The sequence below is a fragment of the Deinococcus sp. JMULE3 genome (assembly GCF_013337115.1).
Classification (GTDB): domain Bacteria; phylum Deinococcota; class Deinococci; order Deinococcales; family Deinococcaceae; genus Deinococcus.
The window spans coordinates 173,765-194,372 of sequence record NZ_SGWE01000005.1 but is presented as its reverse complement, the minus strand read 5'-3'; the positions used below and the strand labels follow the sequence as shown (position 1 = coordinate 194,372).

Sequence of the window (20,608 nt, the reverse complement as noted above, 5' to 3'; positions counted from 1 at the left end):
GGTCAGCCGCCTGCCAGGGCGGTCAGGCGCAGCAGCAGCAGGGTGCTGTCCGGGCGCAGGGTGACGGGGGCCGACAGGTCGGTCAGCTGCTCGTCGTCGAGGAACACGTAGTACAGCCCGTCGCGGAAGGCGGTCAGGGCGGTGCGGGTGGCGTCCTCGGGCGTGACGGTCGCGGCGCGGTCCTGCGGGGCAACGGCCACGCGGCCGGTCAGGGCGGCGTCCTTCAGGTCGCGTTCGGTCAGGACGCGCAGGACGCCCACGCCCGCCTGCCGCTGGTCGTACGCGGCGAGTTCGTGTTCGACCAGCGCGGTCAGCAGCTGTTCGAGGGTGTGGGTGTCGCCGGTCAGGGGAATGGGGCGGCGTTCGAAGGGCGTGCGGCGGCCCAGGAGTTTCGTTTCGACGATCATGCGGGGTTGACCTCCCGTGGAATGGGGGCGGAGGGGAATGGTGCGGTTGTCACGTTCGACTCTATCCCGCCCGGCGCGTTATGTAAAGGGCGTAATTGATCGACGGGTTTTCACCCACTGTTCCCCCGTCGTGGCACCCCTCCCCTACCCTGAAACGGTCCCACAACCCAGCCCCACCGGAGGTCACCCCATGCGTCCAGCCCGCACCCCCGTCCGCCACCTGACCGGCCTGCTGCTTCCCGCCCTGCTCGCGGCCTGCGCGCCGCCCACCACACCCACCTGGGCCTCCCAGACCCCCGCTGGCCCGGCCCTGCACGCGCAGGCGACCGGCACTTGGGTCAGCGGCACGTACAGCAGCGCGTACGGCGCGCGCTTCTACCGCCTGTGGGTCCCCGCTGGATACGCCGGGACACCCCGCCCGCTGATGGTCATGCTGCACGGCTGCCTGCAGGACAGTTACGACTTCGCCGCCGGCACCCGCATGAACACCCTGGCCGACGCGCGGGGGTTCCTGGTGCTGTACCCCGAACAGGGCACCCTCTACAACAGCAGCGACTGCTGGAACTGGTTCAGCACCGCCAACCAGTACCGGGGCGCGGGCGAACCCGCCGTCATCGCCGGGATGATCGGCTGGGTGAAAAGCACCTACGCCGTGGACAGCGCCCGCGTGGCCATCGCGGGCCTGTCCGCCGGGGCGGCCATGGCGAACATCATGGGCTGCACGTACCCCGACCTGATCCGCGGCGTCGCCAGCGTGGCGGGCGTCATGTACCAGGGCGCAACCACCTCAGCAGGCGGCCTGAACGCCATGACCTACGGCAGCGTCTACGACCCCAACGGGCGCGGCGCCGCCTGCGCCACCGAGATGGGCAGCCGAGGCCGCGCCATGCCCACCCTGGTCTTCCAGGGCAGCGCCGACCCCACCGTGAACCCCGTGAACGCCACGCAGACCCTCACGCAGTGGGCGCAGGCGAACGACCTCGCCGACGGCACCGACAACGGCGACCCGGACGACACGCCCGACGCCACCGTGAGCGGCACCGCCTGCCGCGCCTACACCCGCTTCGACTACCGCACGGCAGGCGGCACCACGCGCCTGCAACGCTACTCGGTCACGGGCCTGGGACACGCCTGGCCCGGCGGGAGCAGCGCCGGGACGTACACCGACCCCTGCGCGCCCGACGCCAGCACCCTCATCCTGAACTTCTTCGGCTTCTGAACGACGTCAACCGGGCCGTGTGCTGAACTGTGCCGTATGACCTCGCCACTGCTGGTGTGCGGACACGCGAATGTCGAGACGGTGCTGCGTCTTGATGCCCCGGCGCTGGACCCGGCGGGGAGCGTGATCCCGGACGGGCTGAGCCTGAACGTGAGTGGTGTGGGCGTGAACCTGCTGCGGGGTCTCGTGGCGCTGGGCAGCGCGGCGCGGCTGCTGACGCGGCTGGGCGACGACGTGGCCGGGCGGACGGTCCGGGCCGAACTGCGCGCGCACGACCTGCGGGTGGTGCCCGCGCGGGCCACCGCGCAGACGCTCGCCGTGACGCGACCGGACGGCACGCACGTCTTTCACCGCGACCCGAAAGATCACGCGGACGCCCCCGCCCCACACGACGCGTTCCGGGCGGCACTGCCCGGGTGCCGCGCGGCGCTGATGACGAACATCGGCTGGACGCGCGACCTGCTGCCCGCGGCCCGCGCGGCGGGCGTGACGATCCTGACGGACGTGCAGGAACTGACCGCGCCGGATCACGCGTACGATCAGCCGTACCTGCGGGCGGCGGACGTGCTGCTGCTGAGCGCCGCGCGGCTGCCTGACCCGGCGGCGGCCCTGCGGGCGCTGGGGGCGCGGGCCCGCGCAGACGTGATCGTGGCCGGACTGGGCGGCGTCGGCGCGCTGCTGTGGACGCGGGACACGGACGAGATGCACCACCAGCCGACCTTCCCGGTCCCCGTGCGGCACGCGGGTGGTGCGGGGGACGCGCTGTCGGCGGCCTTCGCGCACTTCCTGTTCACGCGCGGCCTGCCCCCGCAGGAGGCGCTACGGCTGGCCTGCGCGGCCGCCGCGCTGAAGCTGCGCGGCGCGGGCAGTGGCGAGGGTCACGCCACGGAACCCGAGGTGCGGGCGCTGGCGGGTGGGCCGCCGTGATCAATTGGAGGACCCATCGACACGCCCCACGCGATGAACGGTCGGGAGAAACGGTGGCCCTCCCCCCGCCGGTCACGGGGGATGCGGGGCCGGTCGAGTGACAAAGGGCTTTGGACGTACAGGTCATCTCGGCAGCTATGGCTGCTCGCCGGGGACGCGCAGGGTGACGGGCTGGATGAGGCGCTGCGGGGGGCCGCCGTCGCCCTGGATGCGCTGCATGAGGCGCGTGGCGGCGGCGCGGCCGAGGTCCATGGCGTCGTAGGAGACGAGCGTCAGGGGGAGGTTGATGACGTCGGCGAATTCGAAGTCGTCGAAGCTGGCGACGGCCAGGGTGCGGCGGCGGGCGTGCAGGGCGCGGATGACGCCGGTGGCGATGCGGTTGTTCGTGGCGAAGATCGCGCTGGGCCGCTGGTCCTGGTTCAGGAGGTCGTGGGTGGCCTGTTCGGCGTGACGGGCGCCGTGGTGGCCGTGGATCATCAGGTTCGGCTGCGGCGTGAGGCCGGCGTCCCGGAGGGCGCCCAGGTACCCGGCGGTGCGTTCCTGTCCGGTGTACACGCGGGGGTTTCCGTCGATGATGGCGATGCGGGTGTGACCGTCCTCGATCAGGCGGGTGACGGCGCGGCGGGCGCCTTCGCGGTTGTCGAGCAGGACGGTGTCGAAGGGGTCGGGGTCGCTGACGGGTCGGTCGACGCTGACGAGGGGCACGCCGCGCAGCAGTTCGGGCGTGATGGTCCGGGCGGCGTCCAGGGTGGGCGCGACGATGAGTCCGGCGACGTTGTGCTGGAGGTAGGTTTCGATGAGCTGCCGTTCGCGGGCGGGTTGTTCCTCGCTGCTGGCGGTGAGGAGCAGGTGGCCGTGGCCGTGGGTGATCTCCTCGATGCCGCGGGCGATGGCGGAGTAGAAGGGGTTGCCGAGGTCGCCGCTGACGAGGCCGATCAGGGAGCTGCTCTGGCCGGGGCGGAGGCTGCGGGCCTGTTCGTTGCGGCGGAAGCCGAGTTCGTCGATGGTGGCCTGCACGCGCGCGCGGGTGTCGGGGTCGACGCGGGGTTCGTCGTTGACCACGCGGGAGACCGTCTTGATGCTGACGCCGGCGAGGCGGGCGACGTCCTGCATCGTGGGTCGGGCGTTCATGGGGGCAGTGTACCGCCGGGCGGGGGCAGGGGCGAGGCATTCGCCAGCACGTCATGTCAACGTTGTCTCAACCCGGTTCAATTTGCAGGATTTTTCAATTGTCTCAGGCGAACCGACTGACTGGATTCGGGCCCATTTGGGGGGGGCACGGGGGATGGCGCATTGACTTCCCTGCTTCGGCGGCCTACTGTCATGTCAACGTTGTCACACAGCCCGGATCCCGCCCAGGATCACCCCGTTCCGTCCCGGCCACCCCGCCGTGACGCCGTCCCCTGCACGCCCCCGGAGGAACTCATGTCGGCCCCACCCCTGCTGGAAACCCGAGGCATCACCAAACGCTACGGGCACGTCGAGGCGCTGCGCGGCGCCGACTTCACCGTCTACCCCGGCGAGGTCGTCGCCCTGCTCGGCGACAACGGCGCGGGCAAGAGCACCCTCGTCAAGGCCATCACCGGCACCATCCAGCCCGACGAGGGCGTGGTCCTCTTCGAAGGGCGGCCCGTCCAGATGACCTCGCCTCTCGACGCGCGGACCCTCGGCATCGAGACCGTCTTCCAGGACCTCGCCCTGGTGCCCGACATGGACCCCGCCGGGAACCTCTTCCTGGGCCGCGAGGTCCTGCGCCCCGGCCTGCTGGGCCGCCTGGGCATGCTCGACCGCCGCGCCATGCACGACCGCACCGTGGAGGCCTTCACCCGCCTGGGCGTGAACATCCAGGACGCGCAGGCCAAGGTCATCGGCATGTCCGGCGGGCAGCGCCAGGGCGTCGCCGTCGCCCGCGCCATGGTCTGGGCCAGCAAGATGGTCCTGATGGACGAACCCACCGCCGCCCTCGGCGTGGTGCAGTCCCGGCACGTCAACGACCTGATCCTGCGCGTCCGCGACCAGGGCGTGGCCGTCGTCCTCGTCAGCCACAACATGCAGCACGTCTTCGAGGTCGCCGACCGCATCGAAGTGCTGCGCCTGGGCAAACGGGTGGCCGCGCGCCGCAAGGCGGACACCAGCATCGAGGAAGTCGTGGCCGACATGACCGGCCTGAGCGTCACGGGAGCCGCATGACCACCACCCGCCCCACCCCGCCCGCCCCCCGCCCGGCTCGCGCTGCGCCGCGTTCTGGCCTCTCAGGCCATGCTCACCGCGGGCACGCTGCTGGTCGTCATGACGCTGTTCACCGTGCTGTTCCCCGGCAAGTTCGCGACCCTGTACAACCTCCAGACGCTGATGGTCGACTACTCCGGCATCGTCCTGCTCGGCGTGGGCCTGACCTTCATCATGACCAGCGCCCGCTTCGACCTGTCGGTCGGCGCCGTCCTGGTGTTCTCCTGCGTGCTCGGCACCAAGGCCATGGGCGCCCTGGGCGGCGCCAGCGGCGGCTGGGGCGTCGTCCTGATCGGACTGGCCGTGTGCCTCGGCACGGGCCTGCTCGCCGGACTCGTCAACGGCCTCCTGATCGTCAAGGCGCGCGTGCCCAGCATCATCGTCACGCTCGGCACCCTCAGTGTCGCGCAGGGCGCCGCGTACGTCCTCACCGGCGGCGTCGACCTGTACGCCGTGCCCAAGGTCATGCTCGACCACATCGGCCAGGGCAAGCTGCTCGGCCTGCCCATCCCCATCGTCGTGGCCGCCCTGGCCGTCGCCATCGGCTCGTTCGTCCTCTCGCAGACCCGCTTCGGCCAGTACACCTGCGCCACCGGCTCGAACGCCGAAGCGGCCCGCCGCGCCGGGATCAACATCGACCGCGTCGCCATCACCCTGTACCTCATCTCCGGCGCCGGGGCCGGCCTGGCGGGCTTCATGAGCCTCGCCCGCTACGGTTCGACCACCCTGGCCGCCCATCAGAACGACAACCTCACCGCGCTGCTCGGCGTGGTGCTGGGCGGCACCAGCCTCTTCGGCGGGACCGGCACGGTCGTCGGCACGGCGGTCGGCGTGTTCATCCCCGGCGTGCTCTCCAACGGCCTCGTGATGATGCAGGTCCTCCCGTACTGGCAGTACATCATCGTCGGCATCGTCCTGATCGCCGTGGTCTACATCGACCTCGTCAAACGCCGGGGCCGCACCGAAGGCGGCTGACGCCCCGGGTCCGAGGTTCACCCCCACCCCGATCCCCCCCCGGTCCCAGGGACCACCCACAAGGAGAGCACCATGCGCCACCTCAGCACCGCCGCCCCCCGTTCCATCGTCCTCGGTACCCTCCTGCTCCTCGGCGCCGCGCAGCCCGCGCAGGCCCAGGCGGCCCCCAAGAAGTACAAGATCGCGCTGATCCTGGGCACCACCACCGACAACTTCTACACCTCCATGCAGTGCGGGGCTATCGAGGCCGCCCGCCGCCTCGGGGACGTGGAACTGACCGTGCAGGGCGCGCCCCGCTGGGACGCTACCCTCCAGACGCCCGTGGTGAACGCCGTGACCGCCAGCGGCGCGCAGGCCATCGGCATCGCCGTGAACGACGGCCGCGCCCTGTTCGCGCCGCTCAAGGCCGCCCACGACAGGGGCATCAAGATCATCGGCGTGGACACCCGCCTCGCGGACTCCAGCTTCGTGACCAGCAATATCTCCTCGGACAACCGCGCCCTGGGCGCCGAGGCTGCCCGCACCCTCGCCAAACTCATGGGTGAGAAGGGCACCGCGCTGATCCCCCCCATCACGCCCGGCATCACCACCGTCGCCGACCGCATCCAGGGCTTCATCGACGAGATGAAGGCCAACCACAGGAACATCAGGATCGCGTACAAGGGCGTCAGCGAGGACGCCTCGGCGTTCAGCGCCGCGTTCGCCGCGAACCCCGACATCACCGGCATGTTCCTCATCGCCAACAACGAGGCACTTGTCGCCGCCGGCGCGATCCGCCAGCTGCCCGCCGCGCGCCGCGACAAGATCAGCGTGGTCAGCTTCGACGCCGCCCCGGCCCTCGTCGCGGCCCTGAAAAGCAACCAGATTCAGGCGATCGTGGCGCAGAAACCCGCCCAGATGGGCGCCCTGGCCGTCGAGACCGCCCGCAAGGCCCTGATGGGCCAGTCGGTCGCCCGGTCCATCCCCACCGGCGGGGTCGGCCTGACCCGCGCGAACATCGGCCTGCCCGCCTTCGCGCAGTACGTGTACAAGTCCAGCTGCAAATAAGTCCCCGCCCCGCAGGCCCCCACCAGTGATGGGGAGGCCTGCGGGTCTTCCCATGAGGCCCCCATGACCCACACCGTGACCGCCCCACCTGTCCATCAGGACCCCATGCCCGCGCCCCGCCAGCCTCTCACCGCGCCGCAGTCCGAGCTGATGGCGCAGGTTCAGGCCCGCCTGAGCAGCCGGGCGGACCTCGCGGCGCTGTTCACCCGCTGCTACCCGAACACCTGGCAGACGACCCTGCATGACCTGCCCGGCGGGCGGGTGTTCGTGCAGACCGGCGACATTCCCGCCATGTGGCTGCGGGACTCGGCGGCGCAGATGAGTCCGTACCTGCCGCTGTGCGCGTCGGACCCGGTCGTGCGGGCCGCGGTGGACGGCGTGATCCGGCAGCACGCGCACCTGCTGGGCGTGGACCCGTACGCGAACGCGTTCAACCGCGAGCCCGGCCACGAGTATCACTTCGACCGGCCCGCGCCGGGCCCGTGGGTGTGGGAGCGGAAGTTCGAGCTGGACTCGCTGTGCTTCCCGCTGTGGCTGGCGTGGCGGGCGTGGCAGGTGACGGGCGACGTGCCGCTGGACCTGCGCCCGACGGTGCGGACCGTGCTGGACGTGATGCACGCCGAGCAGGACCACGACGCGCGTTCGGCGTACACCTTCGAGCGACCTGCCGAGTACTGCGTGCTGCCCAGCGACACCCTGCCGCGCGGCGGGCGCGGCGCGGCGCACCGCCCGACCGGGATGGTCTGGAGCGGCTTCCGACCCAGTGACGACGCCTGCACGTACCCGTACCTGGTGCCCGCCAACGCGTTCGCCGTCACGGCGCTGGAGGGCGCCGCCGGTCTGGTGCGCGCCGTGTACGGCGACGAGGCGCTCGCGGGGCGCTGCGAGGCGACCGCCGGGCAGATCCGCCAGGGCATCGAGACGCACGGCACGGCCGAGCATCCCACCTTCGGGCGGGTGTACGCCTACGAGACCGACGGTCTGGGGAATCATCTGTTCATGGACGACGCGAACGTGCCCAGCCTGCTGTCGCTGCCGTACCTGGGGTACTGCGCGCCCACGGACCCCACGTACCTCAACACGCGGCGCCTGATCCTGAGCGGCGAGAACCCGCACTACCACGCGGGCGCCCGCGCCGCCGGAATCGGCAGTCCGCACACGCCGGGCCGCCGGGTGTGGCCGATCGCGCTGTGCATGCAGGCCCTGACCGCCGACCCGCTCACGCCGGACGGGCGCGCGGAGATCCGGTCGCTGCTGGACACGCTGACCGCCACGACCGCCGGGACGGACCTGATGCACGAAAGTTTCCACCCGGACGATCCCACCCAGTTCAGCCGCCCGTGGTTCGCGTGGGCGAACAGCCTGCTCGCCGAGACGATCCTGACGCACCTGGACGTCCTGACGGAGCGGGCGTGACCCTGACACGCTTCGAGCGGCGGTTGCGCGAACTCGACGCGCAGATCGCGCGGCTGGGCGCGTGGCGCGACGACGCCCTGCACCCCCTGCCCGACTGGACCTTCCAGGCGCCCGGCCAGTCGGCCGTGACCCTCGCGCCGGGTGAACCCTGGCCGGTGGGCGCGCGGGACCTGCGCGAGCAGCCCGTGGAGTTCCGCACCCGCTGGACGGTGCCCGCCGGGCTGAACGCACAGAGCGGCGAACTGGAGCTGGACGTGGGCGGCGAGGCGCTCGTCACCGCATCTCTGGACGGGCAGGTCGTCGCCAGTGGCGGCCTGAACCCGTACCACCGCCGCTTCCCGCTGGGGGTCCTCCGGGGCGGGGCGACGCTGGAGGTGCAGGTCACGGCGGTCCCGCGCGGCCTGTTCGGCTCGCCCACGCCCCGCCCGCATCTGGAGCGCGCGCGCGTGGGCGTGCCGCAGGTGCAGGTGACGGCGCTGCACGACGCGCTGGAGGTCACAGCCGCCGCGATCCGCACGCTGGGCCGCGAGGGCCTGGAGGGCGGCCGCGACGCGTCAGGCCACGAGAGCGGCAGTGAGGTCGCCGGGCACCTCCTGAACCTCGCCGAGGAGGTCCTGCGGGGCCTGGACTGGACGAGCAGCGCCGACGCGCACCTGTCGCGCCTGGGTGACCTGGGCGGCGGGGAGAGCTTCACGCAGGGCCTCTGGGCGCTGCCGGACACCCGCCCGGCGCGGGCGGCGCTGCCAGAAGGGCTCAGGGCCCGCACGTCCCGCGCGCACGGGCAGCTGCTCACGGGGCTGCAGGCCCTGCGGGCGCGCTTCCCGGCGCGTGGGGCGCTGGCGCTGACCGGGCACGCGCACCTGGACCTGGGCTGGCTGTGGCCGGTCCACGAGACGCGCAGGAAGGCGCGCCGGACGCTGCACACCGTGGCCGGCCTGATGGACCGCTTCCCGGACTTCACGTTCAACCAGTCGAGCGCGCAGCTGTTCGCGTGGCTGGAGCAGGACGACCCGGCACTGTTCGCCCGCGTGCAGGCCCACGTGGCCGGGGGACGACTGGAACCGGTGGGCGGCATGTGGGTCGAGCCGGACTGCCAGATGACCGGCGGGGAGTCGCTGGCGCGGCAGCTGCTGTACGGCCAGACGTACTTCCGCCGGGCGTTCGGGCGCACCTGTGAGGTCGCGTGGCTGCCCGACACCTTCGGCTTCACGCCCGCCCTGCCGCAGCTGCTGGCCCAGGCGGGCGTCACGGGGTTCTTCACGACGAAGCTCAACTGGAACGAGGAGACGCCCTTCCCGCACGACCTGTTCTGGTGGCAGGGTCTGGACGGCACGCGCGTCCTGGCCCACAGCCTGAACAACCCCGGCGGCAGCCGCCCCGGCCTGGGCGGGTACAACGGCGACGTGCGCCCCGGGGACCTGCTGGGCACCTGGGAGCGGTTCGGCGCGAAGACCAGCCGCGCCTGGGGGGACCGCGCGCCTGAGAGCCTGTTCACGTTCGGGTACGGCGACGGCGGCGGCGGGCCCAGCGAGGCGATGCTGCGCGCCTACGACACCCTGAAGGCCTTCCCGGCGCTGCCCGCGCTGCGCATGACCCGCGTGGACGACTACTACCGCGCGCTGCCCAGGGACGGCCTGCCGGTGTGGGCGGGTGAACTGTACCTGCAGCTGCACCGCGGGACGCTGACCTCGCAATCGGCGATCAAGCGGCTGAACCGGCAGGCCGAGCACCGCCTGCTGGAACTCGAGGCCGTGAGTGCGCTGCACCCGGCCTCCCCCACCACGCCGACTGAAACGGACGGCCTGTGGCAGACGACCCTCCTGAACCAGTTTCATGACATCCTGCCCGGCTCCAGCATTCACGAGGTGTACCGCGACGCCCTGCCGGAACTCGCGCACGTCACCTCGCGCGCCGCCGACCTGACCCGCGCGCACTGGGACGCGGCCGAGTCGACCTGGACGGTCTTCAACGCCGCCACCTGGGATCGCCCGCTCGCCGTGACCCTGCCCGGCGTGACCGGCGGCGTGAGCCTGGACGGCCAGCCGCTGGCGACCCAGGCGGTCGAGGGGGGCCTGCTCGTTCTCGCGCCGAACCTCACGGTGCCCGCGCTGGGTACGGCCGCGCTGACCGTCACGAAGGTGGCCGCCCCCGCACCGGAATGCCCGGTCACGGTCCGCGACGAGGGGGACCGCGTGATTCTCGAGCACGCCGGACTGCGCGCCGAGATCAGCAAGGGCGGCCGCGTGACGCGCCTGCTCGACCGCGCCACGGGCCGCGAGGCGCTGGGGCCCGCCGGGCACCGCCTCGTGGCGTACCCGGACCTGCCGTACGCCTGGGACGCCTGGGACGTCGCGCGGGACGTCGGCGAGGAGGGTCAGCAGCTGGACGGCCCCTGCACGCTGGAGGTCACCGAGACCGGACCGTGCCGCGCGGCCTTGCGGGTCACGCACCGCTGGCGGGACTCGGTTGTCACGCAGACCTTCAAACTCCAGGCGGGCGCGGCGCAGCTGGACGTGACGGTCACGCTGGACTGGCATGAGCGGCACACGCTGCTGCGCGCCGAGACGGACGTGGCGGTGCTGACGCACGAGGCCTGGGCGGAAACCGCGATGGGCGCCCAGCCGCGCCCCACCCACCGCAACCTGCCCGCCGACGCCGCGCAGTTCGAGGTGAGCGCGCACCGCTGGCTGGACCTCGGCGAACCCGGCTTCGGCCTGACCCTCCTGAACGACGGCCGCTACGGGCACAGCGTGCGCGGGCAGACCCTGGCCCTCAGCCTCGCGCGCGGCCCCATGTGGCCCGACCCGCAGGCGGACCTGGGCGCGCACGAGGTCCGCCTCGCCCTGCGCCCCCACGCGGGCGACTGGCGCGCCGCGCAGGCTCCCCGCGCGGGCTTCGAGCTGAACAGCCCCCTCCTGGCCCACCCGGGCACCCTGACCCTGGCGGCCCCGCCGCGCCTGAGCGGCCTGGACGTGATGCTCAGCAGCCTCAAACCCGCCCAGGACGGCCACGGTGTGATCCTGCGCGTGTATGAGGCGCACGGGGCGCGCGGCGTCCTGCGGCTCGACCCCGGCGCGCCTGGCAGCGCTCAGCGGGTCAACCTGCTCGAGGACCCCCTCGGCCCGGCGCAGCCCGGCCCGCTGGAGATGCCGGTCCGGCCCTTCGAGGTCCTGAGCGTCCGCCTGACGCGGGGGGGCGCTTGACGCGGCTCGCGCTGGGCCTGGACGTCGGAGGCAGTCACGTCACCGCGGGCCTCGTGGACGTCGACGCCCGCCATGTTCAGCGCACCGCCCGCCGGGACGTGCCGCACGGCGCGCCCATGGGGACCATCCTGCGTGCCTGGGTGGACGCCGCGCTGGAGGCCGCCGGACCCCAGGCCCCGCAGGTGACGCACCTGGGTCTGGCCGTCCCCGGCCCATTCGACGCGGCGACCGGCACGTCGCACATGTCCCACAAGTTCCCCGCGCTGCGCGGCGTGCCGCTCCGCCCGGCCCTGCGCGCCGCCCTCGCGGGCACGGTCGCCCCTGACCTGCCCATCCACTTCGGGAACGACGCGGACCTCTTCGCCCTGGGCGAGTGGTGGGGCAGCGCCGACCGGCCCGAGCGGCTGCTCGGCGTGACCCTGGGCACCGGACTCGGCTCGGGCTTCATCCTGCGCGGCCAGCCGCAGCACACCGGACCCGGCGTGCCCCCCGGCGGCGAACTGTGGAACGTGCCCGCCCCGGAAGGGCAGCTCGAAGACGCCCTGAGCGGCGCGGCCGTCACGCACCTGGGCGCGGCCCTGACCGGGCAGCAGGGCAGCGCCGCCGACTGGGCGCAGGCCGCCCGGCGCGGCCACACCGGCGCGCTGGCCGTGTAGGCCGAGTTCGGCCGCCGCGCCGGACAGCAGCTCCAGCCGTGGACGGACGCGTTCGGCGCGCAGGTGCTCGTCCTGGGCGGGAACGTCAGCCGGGCGGTCGACCTGTTCGCCCCCACCCTGGACGTCGGCGCCTGTCAGGTCCGGCGCAGCGCGCACCTCGAACTCGCCCCGATCCTCGGCGCGGCGGCCCTGCACCCCCACCCGTCGGCCCGGATCGCCTGACCACCCGCATCGGTCAGCGGCCCCCCGCGCCCGACCGGCGCCGCCCCGGTCGCCGTGGGGATCGGTCACGCACCGCAATTGCGGTGACGCCGCACCCGTATGCTGACCGGAGAACCGACAGGTTCGGGAAGGTCGTGCGGCAGGGGAACTATGGACAGTCTGGTATTTGCGATGGTGCGGCAGGTCGCGGCGAGCTGGTACGCGTTGGCGTTGATGCAGGGCTGCGGAGGGCAGCAGGCGACCGAGACAGGACTCATGCAGGCGTCCCTGTTCCTGAGTGACCTGGGCATCGTGGACGAATCCGCTCCTTACCTCGACGGCGCGCGTGACGCCATGCGCACCGCCGAGGGACTCGGGTTCGGCCGCGTGCATTAGAGCAGTTCTCCGAATGACAGCATCGAAAAGACAGACTTCCGATGCCTCCATTCTCCGTCCTGCTCGGTGAAATTCACTCGCTCTCCTGCGGAGATTTACAAGTCCGCTCGGTCATGAAGACCACCTCGTTATGACAGATGCTGTATAGCGTCGGCCAGACCGACCCATGTGGCCGACCCGGTGCGCCCTCGCCGCCCGGCGTGTAATCCGGCGGCGGTCCTATTTGCTCCTGGCCGGGTCTGGTAGCGTACCGGATGCTTGAACTCCAAGGAACGTACACGGCGCTGCCCAACAAGCGCCTCGTCATTCTCGCCGCGCCGGTCAAACCCGTCAGTGGCGTGTGGGCAGAGGACATCGCCGCGCTGACCGAAGCTTTCGAAACGCCGGGCGGGTGCGAGGTGCGCTTCCGCTCCCCGTTCGGATGGATGGAAGGGCTCCTGCAGGAACGCAACGCGCTGCGGGACCGCCGGCGGTCCTTCGAGGGCTACGTGTGGTTCCAGCGCGCAGCGCCGCAGGACAGCGCCGACGTGACCACGAAGGACGTGCCGTCCGCCTGAGCGGCGCCACCCGGCATCCTGGGTCGAGCGGCGTGCTCGGCGGTGTTCCCTTCGGTCCAGGGCCGTGCCTGTTCGACCTTCGGCACCACCGGTGCCCCCTGCCGGGTTCAGGGACTCGCCCGGCCCGGTCCAGCGGGACCGTGGGTGACCTTCCCCTCGTCCGATACGCACTTCGGTTGCGTCGACGGGTCGGCACACCACCGGACCCTGGTCACCTCCGGATCGTTCCCCGCGCCGCCCTGCAGCTCCGCTCGGATCGAACGTCGGTGCAGGCCGACCGGATCAACCGTCGCGGCCGGTCACAGCAGCCGGTAACGTCCGCGTGACACGCGTTCCAGATCCTGATGGTCGGCCTCGTTCGGCTTGCGCGCACTGGCGTTGCGGCACATCAGGGTGTTGATATGCAGGCGCACCTCGGCGTCGCTGTAGTGGCTGCCGTGGTCACGCATCCACTGCACGACGCCCTGCATGGAAAATGTTCCTTCCGGGTGTGCGCGGCTCAGTTCCCGAGCGGCGGTCAGAATCACTGAGCGGCACGTCATGCCGCAGTGTCGCAGGTTTCCTGATGCCAGACACGCCGCGGGGCCAGACGGGGAGGGATACGGACTCCGATTGAACGGCTTGTCGAGCAGGTTCCGGGGGCACCTCGGGGCCAACACCACGCCCCCGATTCCACGTCCAACCGCTGCGCGCCTCCCACGCAGCACCCGGTTCGCGGTGGGCACCGGAGGCCCCGCTCGGTAGCCGGGGGCCGGACGGTGCGCTGCAGCAGGGCCGGGCGTCCCGGCGGGTTCATGCGCCCAGGGTCGCGCCGCCGTCCACGGTGAGGTCCGCCAGGGTGATGTGCCGCGCCTCGTCCGACAGCAGGAACAGGACGGCGCCCGTGATGTCGGTGGGCTGCGCGATCCGCCCGAGCGGAATGCCAGTGCGGAATGATCCGGGGTCCCCTTCGATCACGCGGTGCTCGGCGCCGGGCGCGGTCCACAGCTGGCGCTGCATGGGCGTGTCGGTGCTGCCGGGCGAGACGAGGTTGCAGCGCACGCCGCTTCCGGCGAGTTCCAGGCCCAGCGTGCGGGTCAGGTGCGCGGCGGCGGCCTTGCTGGCCGCGTAGGCGCCCATCCCGGTCCGGGGAACGTGCGCGGCGTTCGAGCCGACCGTGACGACCGCTCCGCGTCCGCGCGCGCGCATGACCCGCGTGGCCGCGCGGGACACGAAGAACACGCCATTGGTGTTCACCGCGAACGTGGCGTGCCAGTCCTCGTCGCTCAGGTCCGTCAGCTCTCCGGGGCGCAGGACGCCCGCGACGTTCACGAGGTCCGTCAGGGGGCCCAGGGTGGCCTCGGCGTGCGCGACGGCCTGATCGGCGGCGCGCGGGTCGGTGACGTCCAGCGGGTACGGCACGACGCCGGGCTGCGCGGTCAGGTCGGGCGGGATGGGCTGGCGGTCCGTGGCGAGCACCCGCGCGCCCCGCGCGGCGAGCGCCGAGGCGACCGCCGCCCCGATGCCCTGCGCGGCGCCGGTGACGAGGGCGACCCGCGCTGTCCAGTCGGTGCCGCTCACGCACTCACCTCCCGCAGGGCCGGGGCGCGCAGCCCGGTGTGCAGACGCCGCAGCAGGTCGTCCAGCAGGGCTTCCAGGCTCTGCGGCGTGTGCAGCGCCGGGTGGCCGTCGGCCGTGACGGTCAGGTCGTCCCGCCAGCCGCTGAACGTGAACGCGAGGTCCTCGACCGGGCCGGACGCCGGCGTGTCGCGCGTGACCTCCAGGCCGGGGCCGAGGTCGAGCGGCGCGGCGAACGGGATGACGTTCACCTCCGGGCCGAACAGGCGCCGCCGGTCCAGGTCCGCCCAGAGGCGCTCCAGGCGGTAGGGCGCGGCGCCCTGCGCGTGCGTGCGGGCCGCCTGCGCGCGGCGGGTCAGGGTCGCCAGGTCGTCGCCCGGGTGCACCTCGATCCGCAGGGGCACGAGGTTCATGCGCATGCACGGGACGTGCGCGGCGGCGCTGCCCAGGCGCAGCATGACCGGCGCGGCGATCAGGACGGCCTGCTCGCCCGTGCGGGCGTGCCACTGCGCGGCGCACGCGGCGTTCAGCGCGTCGGGCCACGCGGCGCCCCACGCGGCGGTCACGGTCCGCAGGGCACGGACAAGGGCGGCCGGGACGGTCCGCTGCGCGCGGTGCCCGATCTGCAATCCCAGGTGCAGGAGGGGCGCCGCCTCGAACGGCAGGTCCGCGTACGCGGCGCGCAGCCGGGCGCCGTCCGCGCGTTGCTGCGCGCTGCCGTCGTACGCGCGGTCCTCCAGGGCGGGCGCGGCGAGCGGTCCGAACGGCGCGGGGGGCGCGTGCAGGCCGCCCAGCGCGCGGTGGTGCGCGGCGAGCTGCGTGAGGAGCTGCGTCACGCCGTACCCGTCGAGCGCGATGTGATGCGTGACGAACACCCAGCGCCAGTGGTCGTCCGCGAGGCGGTGCAGCGCGTGCCGGTACAGGTCCCCGGTGCGCAGGCCCAGCGGGCGGCGCGTGGCAGCCCGTTCGTGCGCGCGGGCCTGCGCCTCGGGGTCCGGGTGCGTGCGCCAGTCGAGCCGCCCGGGCGGGCGGGGCAGCTCGCCGGTGGGCAGCTGCGCGGGCTGGCCGTCCACCGACGCGTAGCGGACGTGCAGGGCCGCGACGTCCGCCAGGGCGCGGGTCAGGGCCACCTCGAACCGCGCCGGGTCGAGCGGGCCGCGCAGGTCGAGCGTCTCCACGACGTGGTTCAGGACGCTGCCGTCCGGGTCGTCCAGGTCCGTCCAGAGGCTGCGCTGCGCGAGCGTGACGGGCAGCGGCACCGTCACCGCGCTCCCGCCGCGCACAGCAGGTCCGTCAGGGCGTCCAGGGTGGGGCGCGCGGCGACGTCCGCGTACGTCACGCGCGACCCGGCGCACTGCCAGTCTTCCGTGAGCAGCATCAGCCGGATGGAATCCAGGCCCAGCAGCAGCAGGTCGTCGTCGCCGCGCAGGTCAGCTTCCGGTACGCCGAGTGCGGCGGCGATCTCGGCCCGGACGCGCGCGGGCGTCCACCCGTCCGCCGTTCCCTTCTCGCCGCGCAGGGCGAGGAGGGCGGCCGCGTGCGTGATCCCGGCGCAGCGGGCGGCGCCGTACTCCAGCGCGCGGCGGTGCTCGGCCTCGCTGAAGTCCGCCAGGGCGTCGGCGATCAGGAACGGCTGCACGTCCTGCATGAACGCGTCGGCGGCGCTGAGCAGGCAGCCGATGTTCGCGTACACGCCGCAGATGAGCAGCTGGTCGCGGCCCCATCCGCGCAGGTGCTCACGCAGCGGCGTCCGCTGGAAGGCGCTGTAGCGCCACTTCGTGAGGACCGTGTCGCCCGGCCGCGGCGCCACGAGCGGGTGGATGCGCGTGAGCGCCGGGTCGTCCGGCAGGCCCGGCCCCCAGAAGTCGGTCAGCAGCGCCCGGTCGGCGGGGTCCTGCGCGCCGGGCTGCGCGGTGTACACGACCGGGATGCCCAGCGCGCGGGCGTGCGCGGTGAGGTCCGCCACGGCGCGCAGCAGGTCCGGGATGGGCGGCTGCGCCGGGTCGTAGAAGTCCAGGAAGTACGCCTGGAGGTCGTGGACGAGCAGCGCGGCACGCGCCGGGTCGGGCGTCCAGGGCACGCGCTGCGCGGGGAGGGTGTCGGGGGTGGGCATGGGGTAGCTGGGCAGGCGGGGAATCATGTGGGGCTCCTGTCGGTGAGATCCTGGGCAGGGCTCAGGGCCGGCGTGGGGGCGTAGCGGGCGCGCAGGGCGGGCTTGTCGACCTTCCCGAACGGTGTGCGCGGCAGGGTGGGCAGCACCTCGACCCGGTCGGGCAGCTTGAACGCGGCGAAGCCCTGCTCGAGCAGGTGGCGGCGCAGGTCCAGCGTCAGGGCGCGGGCGTCGGGCAGGGACTGGCTGGCGGGCTGGTCGGGGTCCACGCGCGGCTGCACGACCGCGCAGGTCCGCTCGCCCAGCCACGGGTCCGGCAGGCCGATCAATGCCGCCTGGAACACGCGCGGGTGGCCCAGCAGCGCGTGTTCGATCTCCTCGGCGGCGATCTTCTCCCCACCGCGGTTGATCTGGTCCTTGTGGCGGCCCTGCACGATCAGGTGCCCGTCGGGGCGGCGCGTGACGATGTCCCCCGTGCGGTAGTACCCGTCCGGCGTGAACGCGCGGGCGTTGTGTTCCGGCGCGCGGAAGTACCCGCGGATGGTGTACGGGCCGCGCGTGAGTAGGTGGCCGGGCGTGCCGTCCGGGACGGGGCGGTCCTCGTCGTCCACGATCAGGATCTCGTCGTGCGGACTGATCGGGCGGCCCTGCGTGCCGTACGTGACGTCGTCACTGCTGCCGGGCCGGACGTAGTTCACGAGCCCCTCGGCCATGCCGAACACCTGCTGCAGCGCCGCGCCCAGCCGCTCCGGGACCTGCCGGGCGACGTCGGGGGCCAGCGGCGCGCCGCCCACCTGCACGACCCGCAGCGTGGACCCGGGCCGGGCGGGCGTGAACTGCGGGGCGCGCAGCCACAGCAGCAGCGCGCTAGGCACCAGCGCCACGTGCGTCACGCCGCAGCGCTCGATCAGGGCCGCGCACACGTCCGGGGCGGGGCCCGGCGCGGTGACGACCGTCCCCCCGGCGTGCAGCGTCCCGAACGCGCCGGGGGACGTGAGCGTGAAGTTGTGCGTGGCGGGCAGCGCCGCGAGGAACACCGTGTTCGGCGTCAGGCCGCACAGTTCGGCGCTGGCGCGGACAGAGTACAGGTAGTCGTCGTGCGTGCGCGGGATGAGTTTCGGCGTTCCAGTGCTTCCGCCGGACAGCTGGTACAGCGCCACTTCACCCGTCCCCTGACTGGACACACCCTGACTGGCCACGCCGGGCTGGGCCGCCGGTTCCCTCCAGGCTGCGGCGTCCGCCGGGATCAGTGGCGGGGCGGCGTCCGGGTCGCCCACGGTGAGGACCAGCGTGTCCGGATGCGCGGCCTGCACGGCGCTCGCGGCCCGCTGCGCGTCCGGGTGCCCGCCGGTGATCAGCGCGCGGGCGTGCGCCTGCGTGGCGAACGCCGTGAGTTCCGCCGCGCGGTGCGCCGCGAGCGCCAGGATGGGCCGCGCGCCCAGCCGCAGCAGGCCCAGCAGGACCTCGAACACGTCCGGGCTGTTGGGCAGGTGCAGGATCACGCGGTCCCCGGCGCGCAGGCCCCGCGCGGCGAGCGCGGCCGCGTACCCGCTCGCGGCGGCGTCCAGGTCCGCGTAGGTGCGGGTCACCCACGCGCCCGGCTGCCCGCCGGGGCCCAGGGCGTGGCCGACCAGGGCCGTGCGCGGCCCGAACTGTCCGGCCAGGGCGCGCAGCCACGCGCTGAACGGCTCGCCGCGCCAGTACCCGGCGGCGCGGTACGCGCGGGCCAGTCCGGGCGGCCACGGCGTGAAGTCAGCGTCCGGTGCACCGGCATCCGGAGCGTGACCGACCGGGACACGGGCGGCGACAGGGGTTTCCGGGACGGTCACAGCACCCCCTCCAGGTCCAGGGGCGAGACGCCCAGGGCGCGCAGCATCGTGCCGAACTTCGCGGCGGTCTCGGCGCGTTCCCGCGCGGGGTCGGATCCGGCGACGATCCCGGCCCCGGCGAACAGGCGGGCGTGCGGGCCGCGCAGCCGCGCGCAGCGGATCGTGACGGCCCACTCGCCGTCACCGCGCGCGTCGCACCAGCCGACCGCGCCCGCAAAGAACCCGCGCGGGCCTTCCAGCGTGCCGATCAGGTCACGGGCGGCGGTGGCGGGCACGCCGCACACGGCGGGCGTCGGGTGGACGGCGCTCACGAGGTCCAGGACGTGCGTGTCCGGGTCGCGCAGGGTCGCGTGGATGCTGGTGCCCAGGTGCCACAGGCCCGGCGTCTGCACGAGTCGCGGAGCGTCCGGCACGGTCAGCTCGCGGCACAGTGGCGCGAGGGTCTCCCGGATGGCGGCGATCATCAGCGCGTGCTCGTGGCGGTCCTTGGCGGAGTGCAGCAGGTCGTGCGCGCGCCGGAGGTCCTCGGCGGGGTCGGCGTGGCGGGCGCGGGTGCCGGCCAGGGGCCGCAGGCGCAGCTGCGCGCCGCGTTTGCTCAGCAGCCGTTCCGGGCTCGCGCCGACCAGCTGCGCGCCGTCTCCCAGTGGAACGCTGAACACGAAGGCGTCCGGGGCGCCTTGCGCGAGCCGGGCGGTGACGGCACGCGGGTCGGGTGCCGCGTGCAGGTGGAGGTCCAGGGTGCGGCCCAGCACGACCTTGTGCAGGTCGCCGCGCGCGATGGCGGCCGCCGCGTGCGCGACGTTCGCCTCGAACGCGTCCGGGGCGGGCCGTGACGCCGCGTGGAGGACCGTGGTGCCCATGGAGGCCGCTGTCGAGGGAGCGGCAGTCGAGGTAGGCGGTGTCGAGTGGGCCAGGTGGAAGGCCGCCGGGTCCTGGGGCGTGAAGCCGATGGCGCCCAGCAGGTGCGTGCCGTCCGGCGCGCCGCTCAGGGCGTGCCGGGCCTGGGCGGCGGTCAGGGGCGCGGCGTGCGGGTCGAGCAGGTGCAGGTGCCGGTCCAGGGCGCGCCACGCGGGGGCGTCGGTCGCGGCGTGAGGGATCGACTGTGTGGCTGGATTGGCGACGGGGGGGGCGGCGGTCTGGGTCATGGGGCCTCCGGGGGGGCGGGGAGCAGCGTGAGGGCGAGGAGGAAGCCGTGCGTGTGCACCCAGCGCACCTGAAGCGGGCCGGGCCAGCCCAGGACGTGCATCTCTGCCACGCCCTGCGGCGCGGCGGGCGGGGGCGGCACACGGAAGTGCGCGGGGTCGAGGGGGTCCGGGCGCAGCGGCCACAGGGCCTTGAAGGCGCTCTCGGTGAGGACGTGCCGCCAGAGTCGGGGGCCGGGTGCGGGTCCGGTGAGGGGTTCGAGGTCCAGGCCGACGCGCTGCGGCGCGCGTGCGGCGGCAGCGACGGTCAGGCCGCCGGCGTGACTGAGGCTGCCGTGGGTCCCGGCGGGCCAGTCGGGGGCGCCGCCGGGTGTGCGGGGCAGGGGGCGCAGGGCGTCCGGGTGGCCGAGGAGGTGCAGGGCGTGGGCGGCGCAGCGGCGTCCGGCGTGCCAGTCGTGGTGGCGGCGGGTGGGGGCGTGGGCGGGCAGCGGGAAGGGTGGGGGGAGGTCGGTGGGCTGACAGCTGAGGGCGATGGCGCTCGACACGGGCCAGCTGCTCAGGTGGCGGCGCAGGGCGTGCAGGGCCGCGTCGAGCTCGGCCGCGCTGGGATGGGCTGGATGGGAGGTCATGTCGGACCGGGTGTGACGCCGGTCCGGCTGAATCTGACAAATCCGAGTGGTTTAGTCAAGTAATTTCGGAGACCGGTCAGATTAACTTGACTAACCCAGTCGGATTAG

General features: G+C 73.4%; 20 protein-coding genes. 11 read left to right on the top strand and 9 right to left on the bottom strand.

Translation table 11 applies throughout. The features are described from left to right. Window positions 1–2: 2 nt before the first annotated feature. Window positions 3–407, bottom strand: a complete 405-nt coding sequence (locus EXW95_RS19735; RefSeq protein ID WP_254606117.1) for a hypothetical protein — start codon at window positions 405–407, stop codon at window positions 3–5. Between the two features lie 190 nt (window positions 408–597). Here EXW95_RS19735 and EXW95_RS19730 point away from each other — a divergent pair, with 190 nt between their 5' ends. Next, the gene (locus tag EXW95_RS19730; RefSeq protein ID WP_174369212.1) at window positions 598–1,626 is read left to right on the top strand and encodes a PHB depolymerase family esterase; all 1,029 of its coding nucleotides are present in this window, start codon (window positions 598–600) and stop codon (window positions 1,624–1,626) included. A gap of 36 nt (window positions 1,627–1,662) precedes the next feature. Continuing rightward, entirely contained in the window at window positions 1,663–2,553 is an 891-nt protein-coding gene (locus EXW95_RS19725; RefSeq protein ID WP_174369211.1) for a carbohydrate kinase family protein, read from the top strand. Window positions 2,554–2,688: 135 nt separating this feature from the next. On the opposite strand, the gene EXW95_RS19720 is transcribed toward EXW95_RS19725, so the two are convergent. Further along, window positions 2,689–3,684: a LacI family DNA-binding transcriptional regulator gene (locus EXW95_RS19720; RefSeq protein WP_174369210.1), complete on the bottom strand. Its 996-nt coding sequence runs from the start codon at window positions 3,682–3,684 to the stop codon at window positions 2,689–2,691. 294 nt (window positions 3,685–3,978) lie between these two features. On the opposite strand from EXW95_RS19720, the gene EXW95_RS19715 reads away from it, so the two are divergent. From EXW95_RS19715 to EXW95_RS19675, 9 genes are all read left to right on the top strand, one after another. Continuing rightward, window positions 3,979–4,743, top strand: coding sequence for an ATP-binding cassette domain-containing protein (locus EXW95_RS19715; RefSeq protein ID WP_174369209.1), 765 nt, complete (start codon window positions 3,979–3,981; stop codon window positions 4,741–4,743). Window positions 4,744–4,812: 69 nt separating this feature from the next. Then, complete coding sequence (locus EXW95_RS19710; RefSeq protein ID WP_174369208.1) at window positions 4,813–5,757, top strand: ABC transporter permease; 945 nt, start codon at window positions 4,813–4,815, stop codon at window positions 5,755–5,757. A gap of 72 nt (window positions 5,758–5,829) precedes the next feature. Continuing rightward, entirely contained in the window at window positions 5,830–6,804 is a 975-nt protein-coding gene (locus EXW95_RS19705) for an ABC transporter substrate-binding protein (RefSeq protein WP_174369207.1), read from the top strand. 63 nt (window positions 6,805–6,867) lie between these two features. Continuing rightward, window positions 6,868–8,220 carry a glycoside hydrolase family 125 protein gene (locus tag EXW95_RS19700; protein ID WP_254606116.1) on the top strand — a complete coding sequence of 451 codons (1,353 nt, stop codon included), beginning with the start codon at window positions 6,868–6,870 and terminating at the stop codon, window positions 8,218–8,220. Next, entirely contained in the window at window positions 8,217–11,423 is a 3,207-nt protein-coding gene (locus tag EXW95_RS19695; protein WP_174369206.1) for a glycoside hydrolase family 38 C-terminal domain-containing protein, read from the top strand. Before EXW95_RS19700 ends, EXW95_RS19695 begins: the two co-directional genes overlap by 4 nt. Next, window positions 11,420–12,079 (top strand): ROK family protein, encoded by a 660-nt coding sequence (locus EXW95_RS19690; protein ID WP_174369205.1) that lies wholly within the window; start codon window positions 11,420–11,422, stop codon window positions 12,077–12,079. Before EXW95_RS19695 ends, EXW95_RS19690 begins: the two co-directional genes overlap by 4 nt. Before the next feature lie 63 nt (window positions 12,080–12,142). Beyond that, a complete protein-coding gene (locus tag EXW95_RS19685; protein WP_174369204.1) occupies window positions 12,143–12,301 on the top strand; it encodes a hypothetical protein in 159 nt (52 codons plus the stop codon). 150 nt (window positions 12,302–12,451) lie between these two features. Beyond that, on the top strand, window positions 12,452–12,676 hold the full coding sequence (locus EXW95_RS19680; RefSeq protein ID WP_174369203.1) for a hypothetical protein: 225 nt from the start codon (window positions 12,452–12,454) through the stop codon (window positions 12,674–12,676). Between the two features lie 254 nt (window positions 12,677–12,930). Next, window positions 12,931–13,233, top strand: coding sequence for a hypothetical protein (locus tag EXW95_RS19675; RefSeq protein WP_174369202.1), 303 nt, complete (start codon window positions 12,931–12,933; stop codon window positions 13,231–13,233). 299 nt (window positions 13,234–13,532) lie between these two features. Here EXW95_RS19675 and EXW95_RS19670 read toward each other — a convergent pair whose 3' ends face one another. From EXW95_RS19670 to EXW95_RS19640, 7 genes are all read right to left on the bottom strand, one after another. Next, a complete protein-coding gene (locus tag EXW95_RS19670) occupies window positions 13,533–13,760 on the bottom strand; it encodes a hypothetical protein (RefSeq protein WP_254606170.1) in 228 nt (75 codons plus the stop codon). A 265-nt stretch (window positions 13,761–14,025) separates the two neighbouring features. Continuing rightward, window positions 14,026–14,793 carry a 2,3-dihydro-2,3-dihydroxybenzoate dehydrogenase gene (gene dhbA, locus EXW95_RS19665; RefSeq protein ID WP_174369200.1) on the bottom strand — a complete coding sequence of 256 codons (768 nt, stop codon included), beginning with the start codon at window positions 14,791–14,793 and terminating at the stop codon, window positions 14,026–14,028. Continuing rightward, complete coding sequence (locus tag EXW95_RS20875; protein WP_174369199.1) at window positions 14,790–16,055, bottom strand: condensation domain-containing protein; 1,266 nt, start codon at window positions 16,053–16,055, stop codon at window positions 14,790–14,792. The genes dhbA and EXW95_RS20875 overlap by 4 nt, the downstream gene beginning before the upstream one ends. Continuing rightward, complete coding sequence (locus EXW95_RS19655) at window positions 16,052–16,930, bottom strand: isochorismatase family protein (RefSeq protein WP_174369198.1); 879 nt, start codon at window positions 16,928–16,930, stop codon at window positions 16,052–16,054. Before EXW95_RS19655 ends, EXW95_RS20875 begins: the two co-directional genes overlap by 4 nt. Continuing rightward, entirely contained in the window at window positions 16,927–18,729 is a 1,803-nt protein-coding gene (locus EXW95_RS19650) for an AMP-binding protein (RefSeq protein ID WP_174369197.1), read from the bottom strand. Before EXW95_RS19650 ends, EXW95_RS19655 begins: the two co-directional genes overlap by 4 nt. Then, complete coding sequence (locus tag EXW95_RS19645; protein ID WP_174369196.1) at window positions 18,726–19,874, bottom strand: isochorismate synthase MenF; 1,149 nt, start codon at window positions 19,872–19,874, stop codon at window positions 18,726–18,728. Before EXW95_RS19645 ends, EXW95_RS19650 begins: the two co-directional genes overlap by 4 nt. Further along, complete coding sequence (locus tag EXW95_RS19640) at window positions 19,871–20,500, bottom strand: hypothetical protein (RefSeq protein ID WP_174369195.1); 630 nt, start codon at window positions 20,498–20,500, stop codon at window positions 19,871–19,873. The genes EXW95_RS19645 and EXW95_RS19640 overlap by 4 nt, the downstream gene beginning before the upstream one ends. Window positions 20,501–20,608 lie beyond the last annotated feature (108 nt).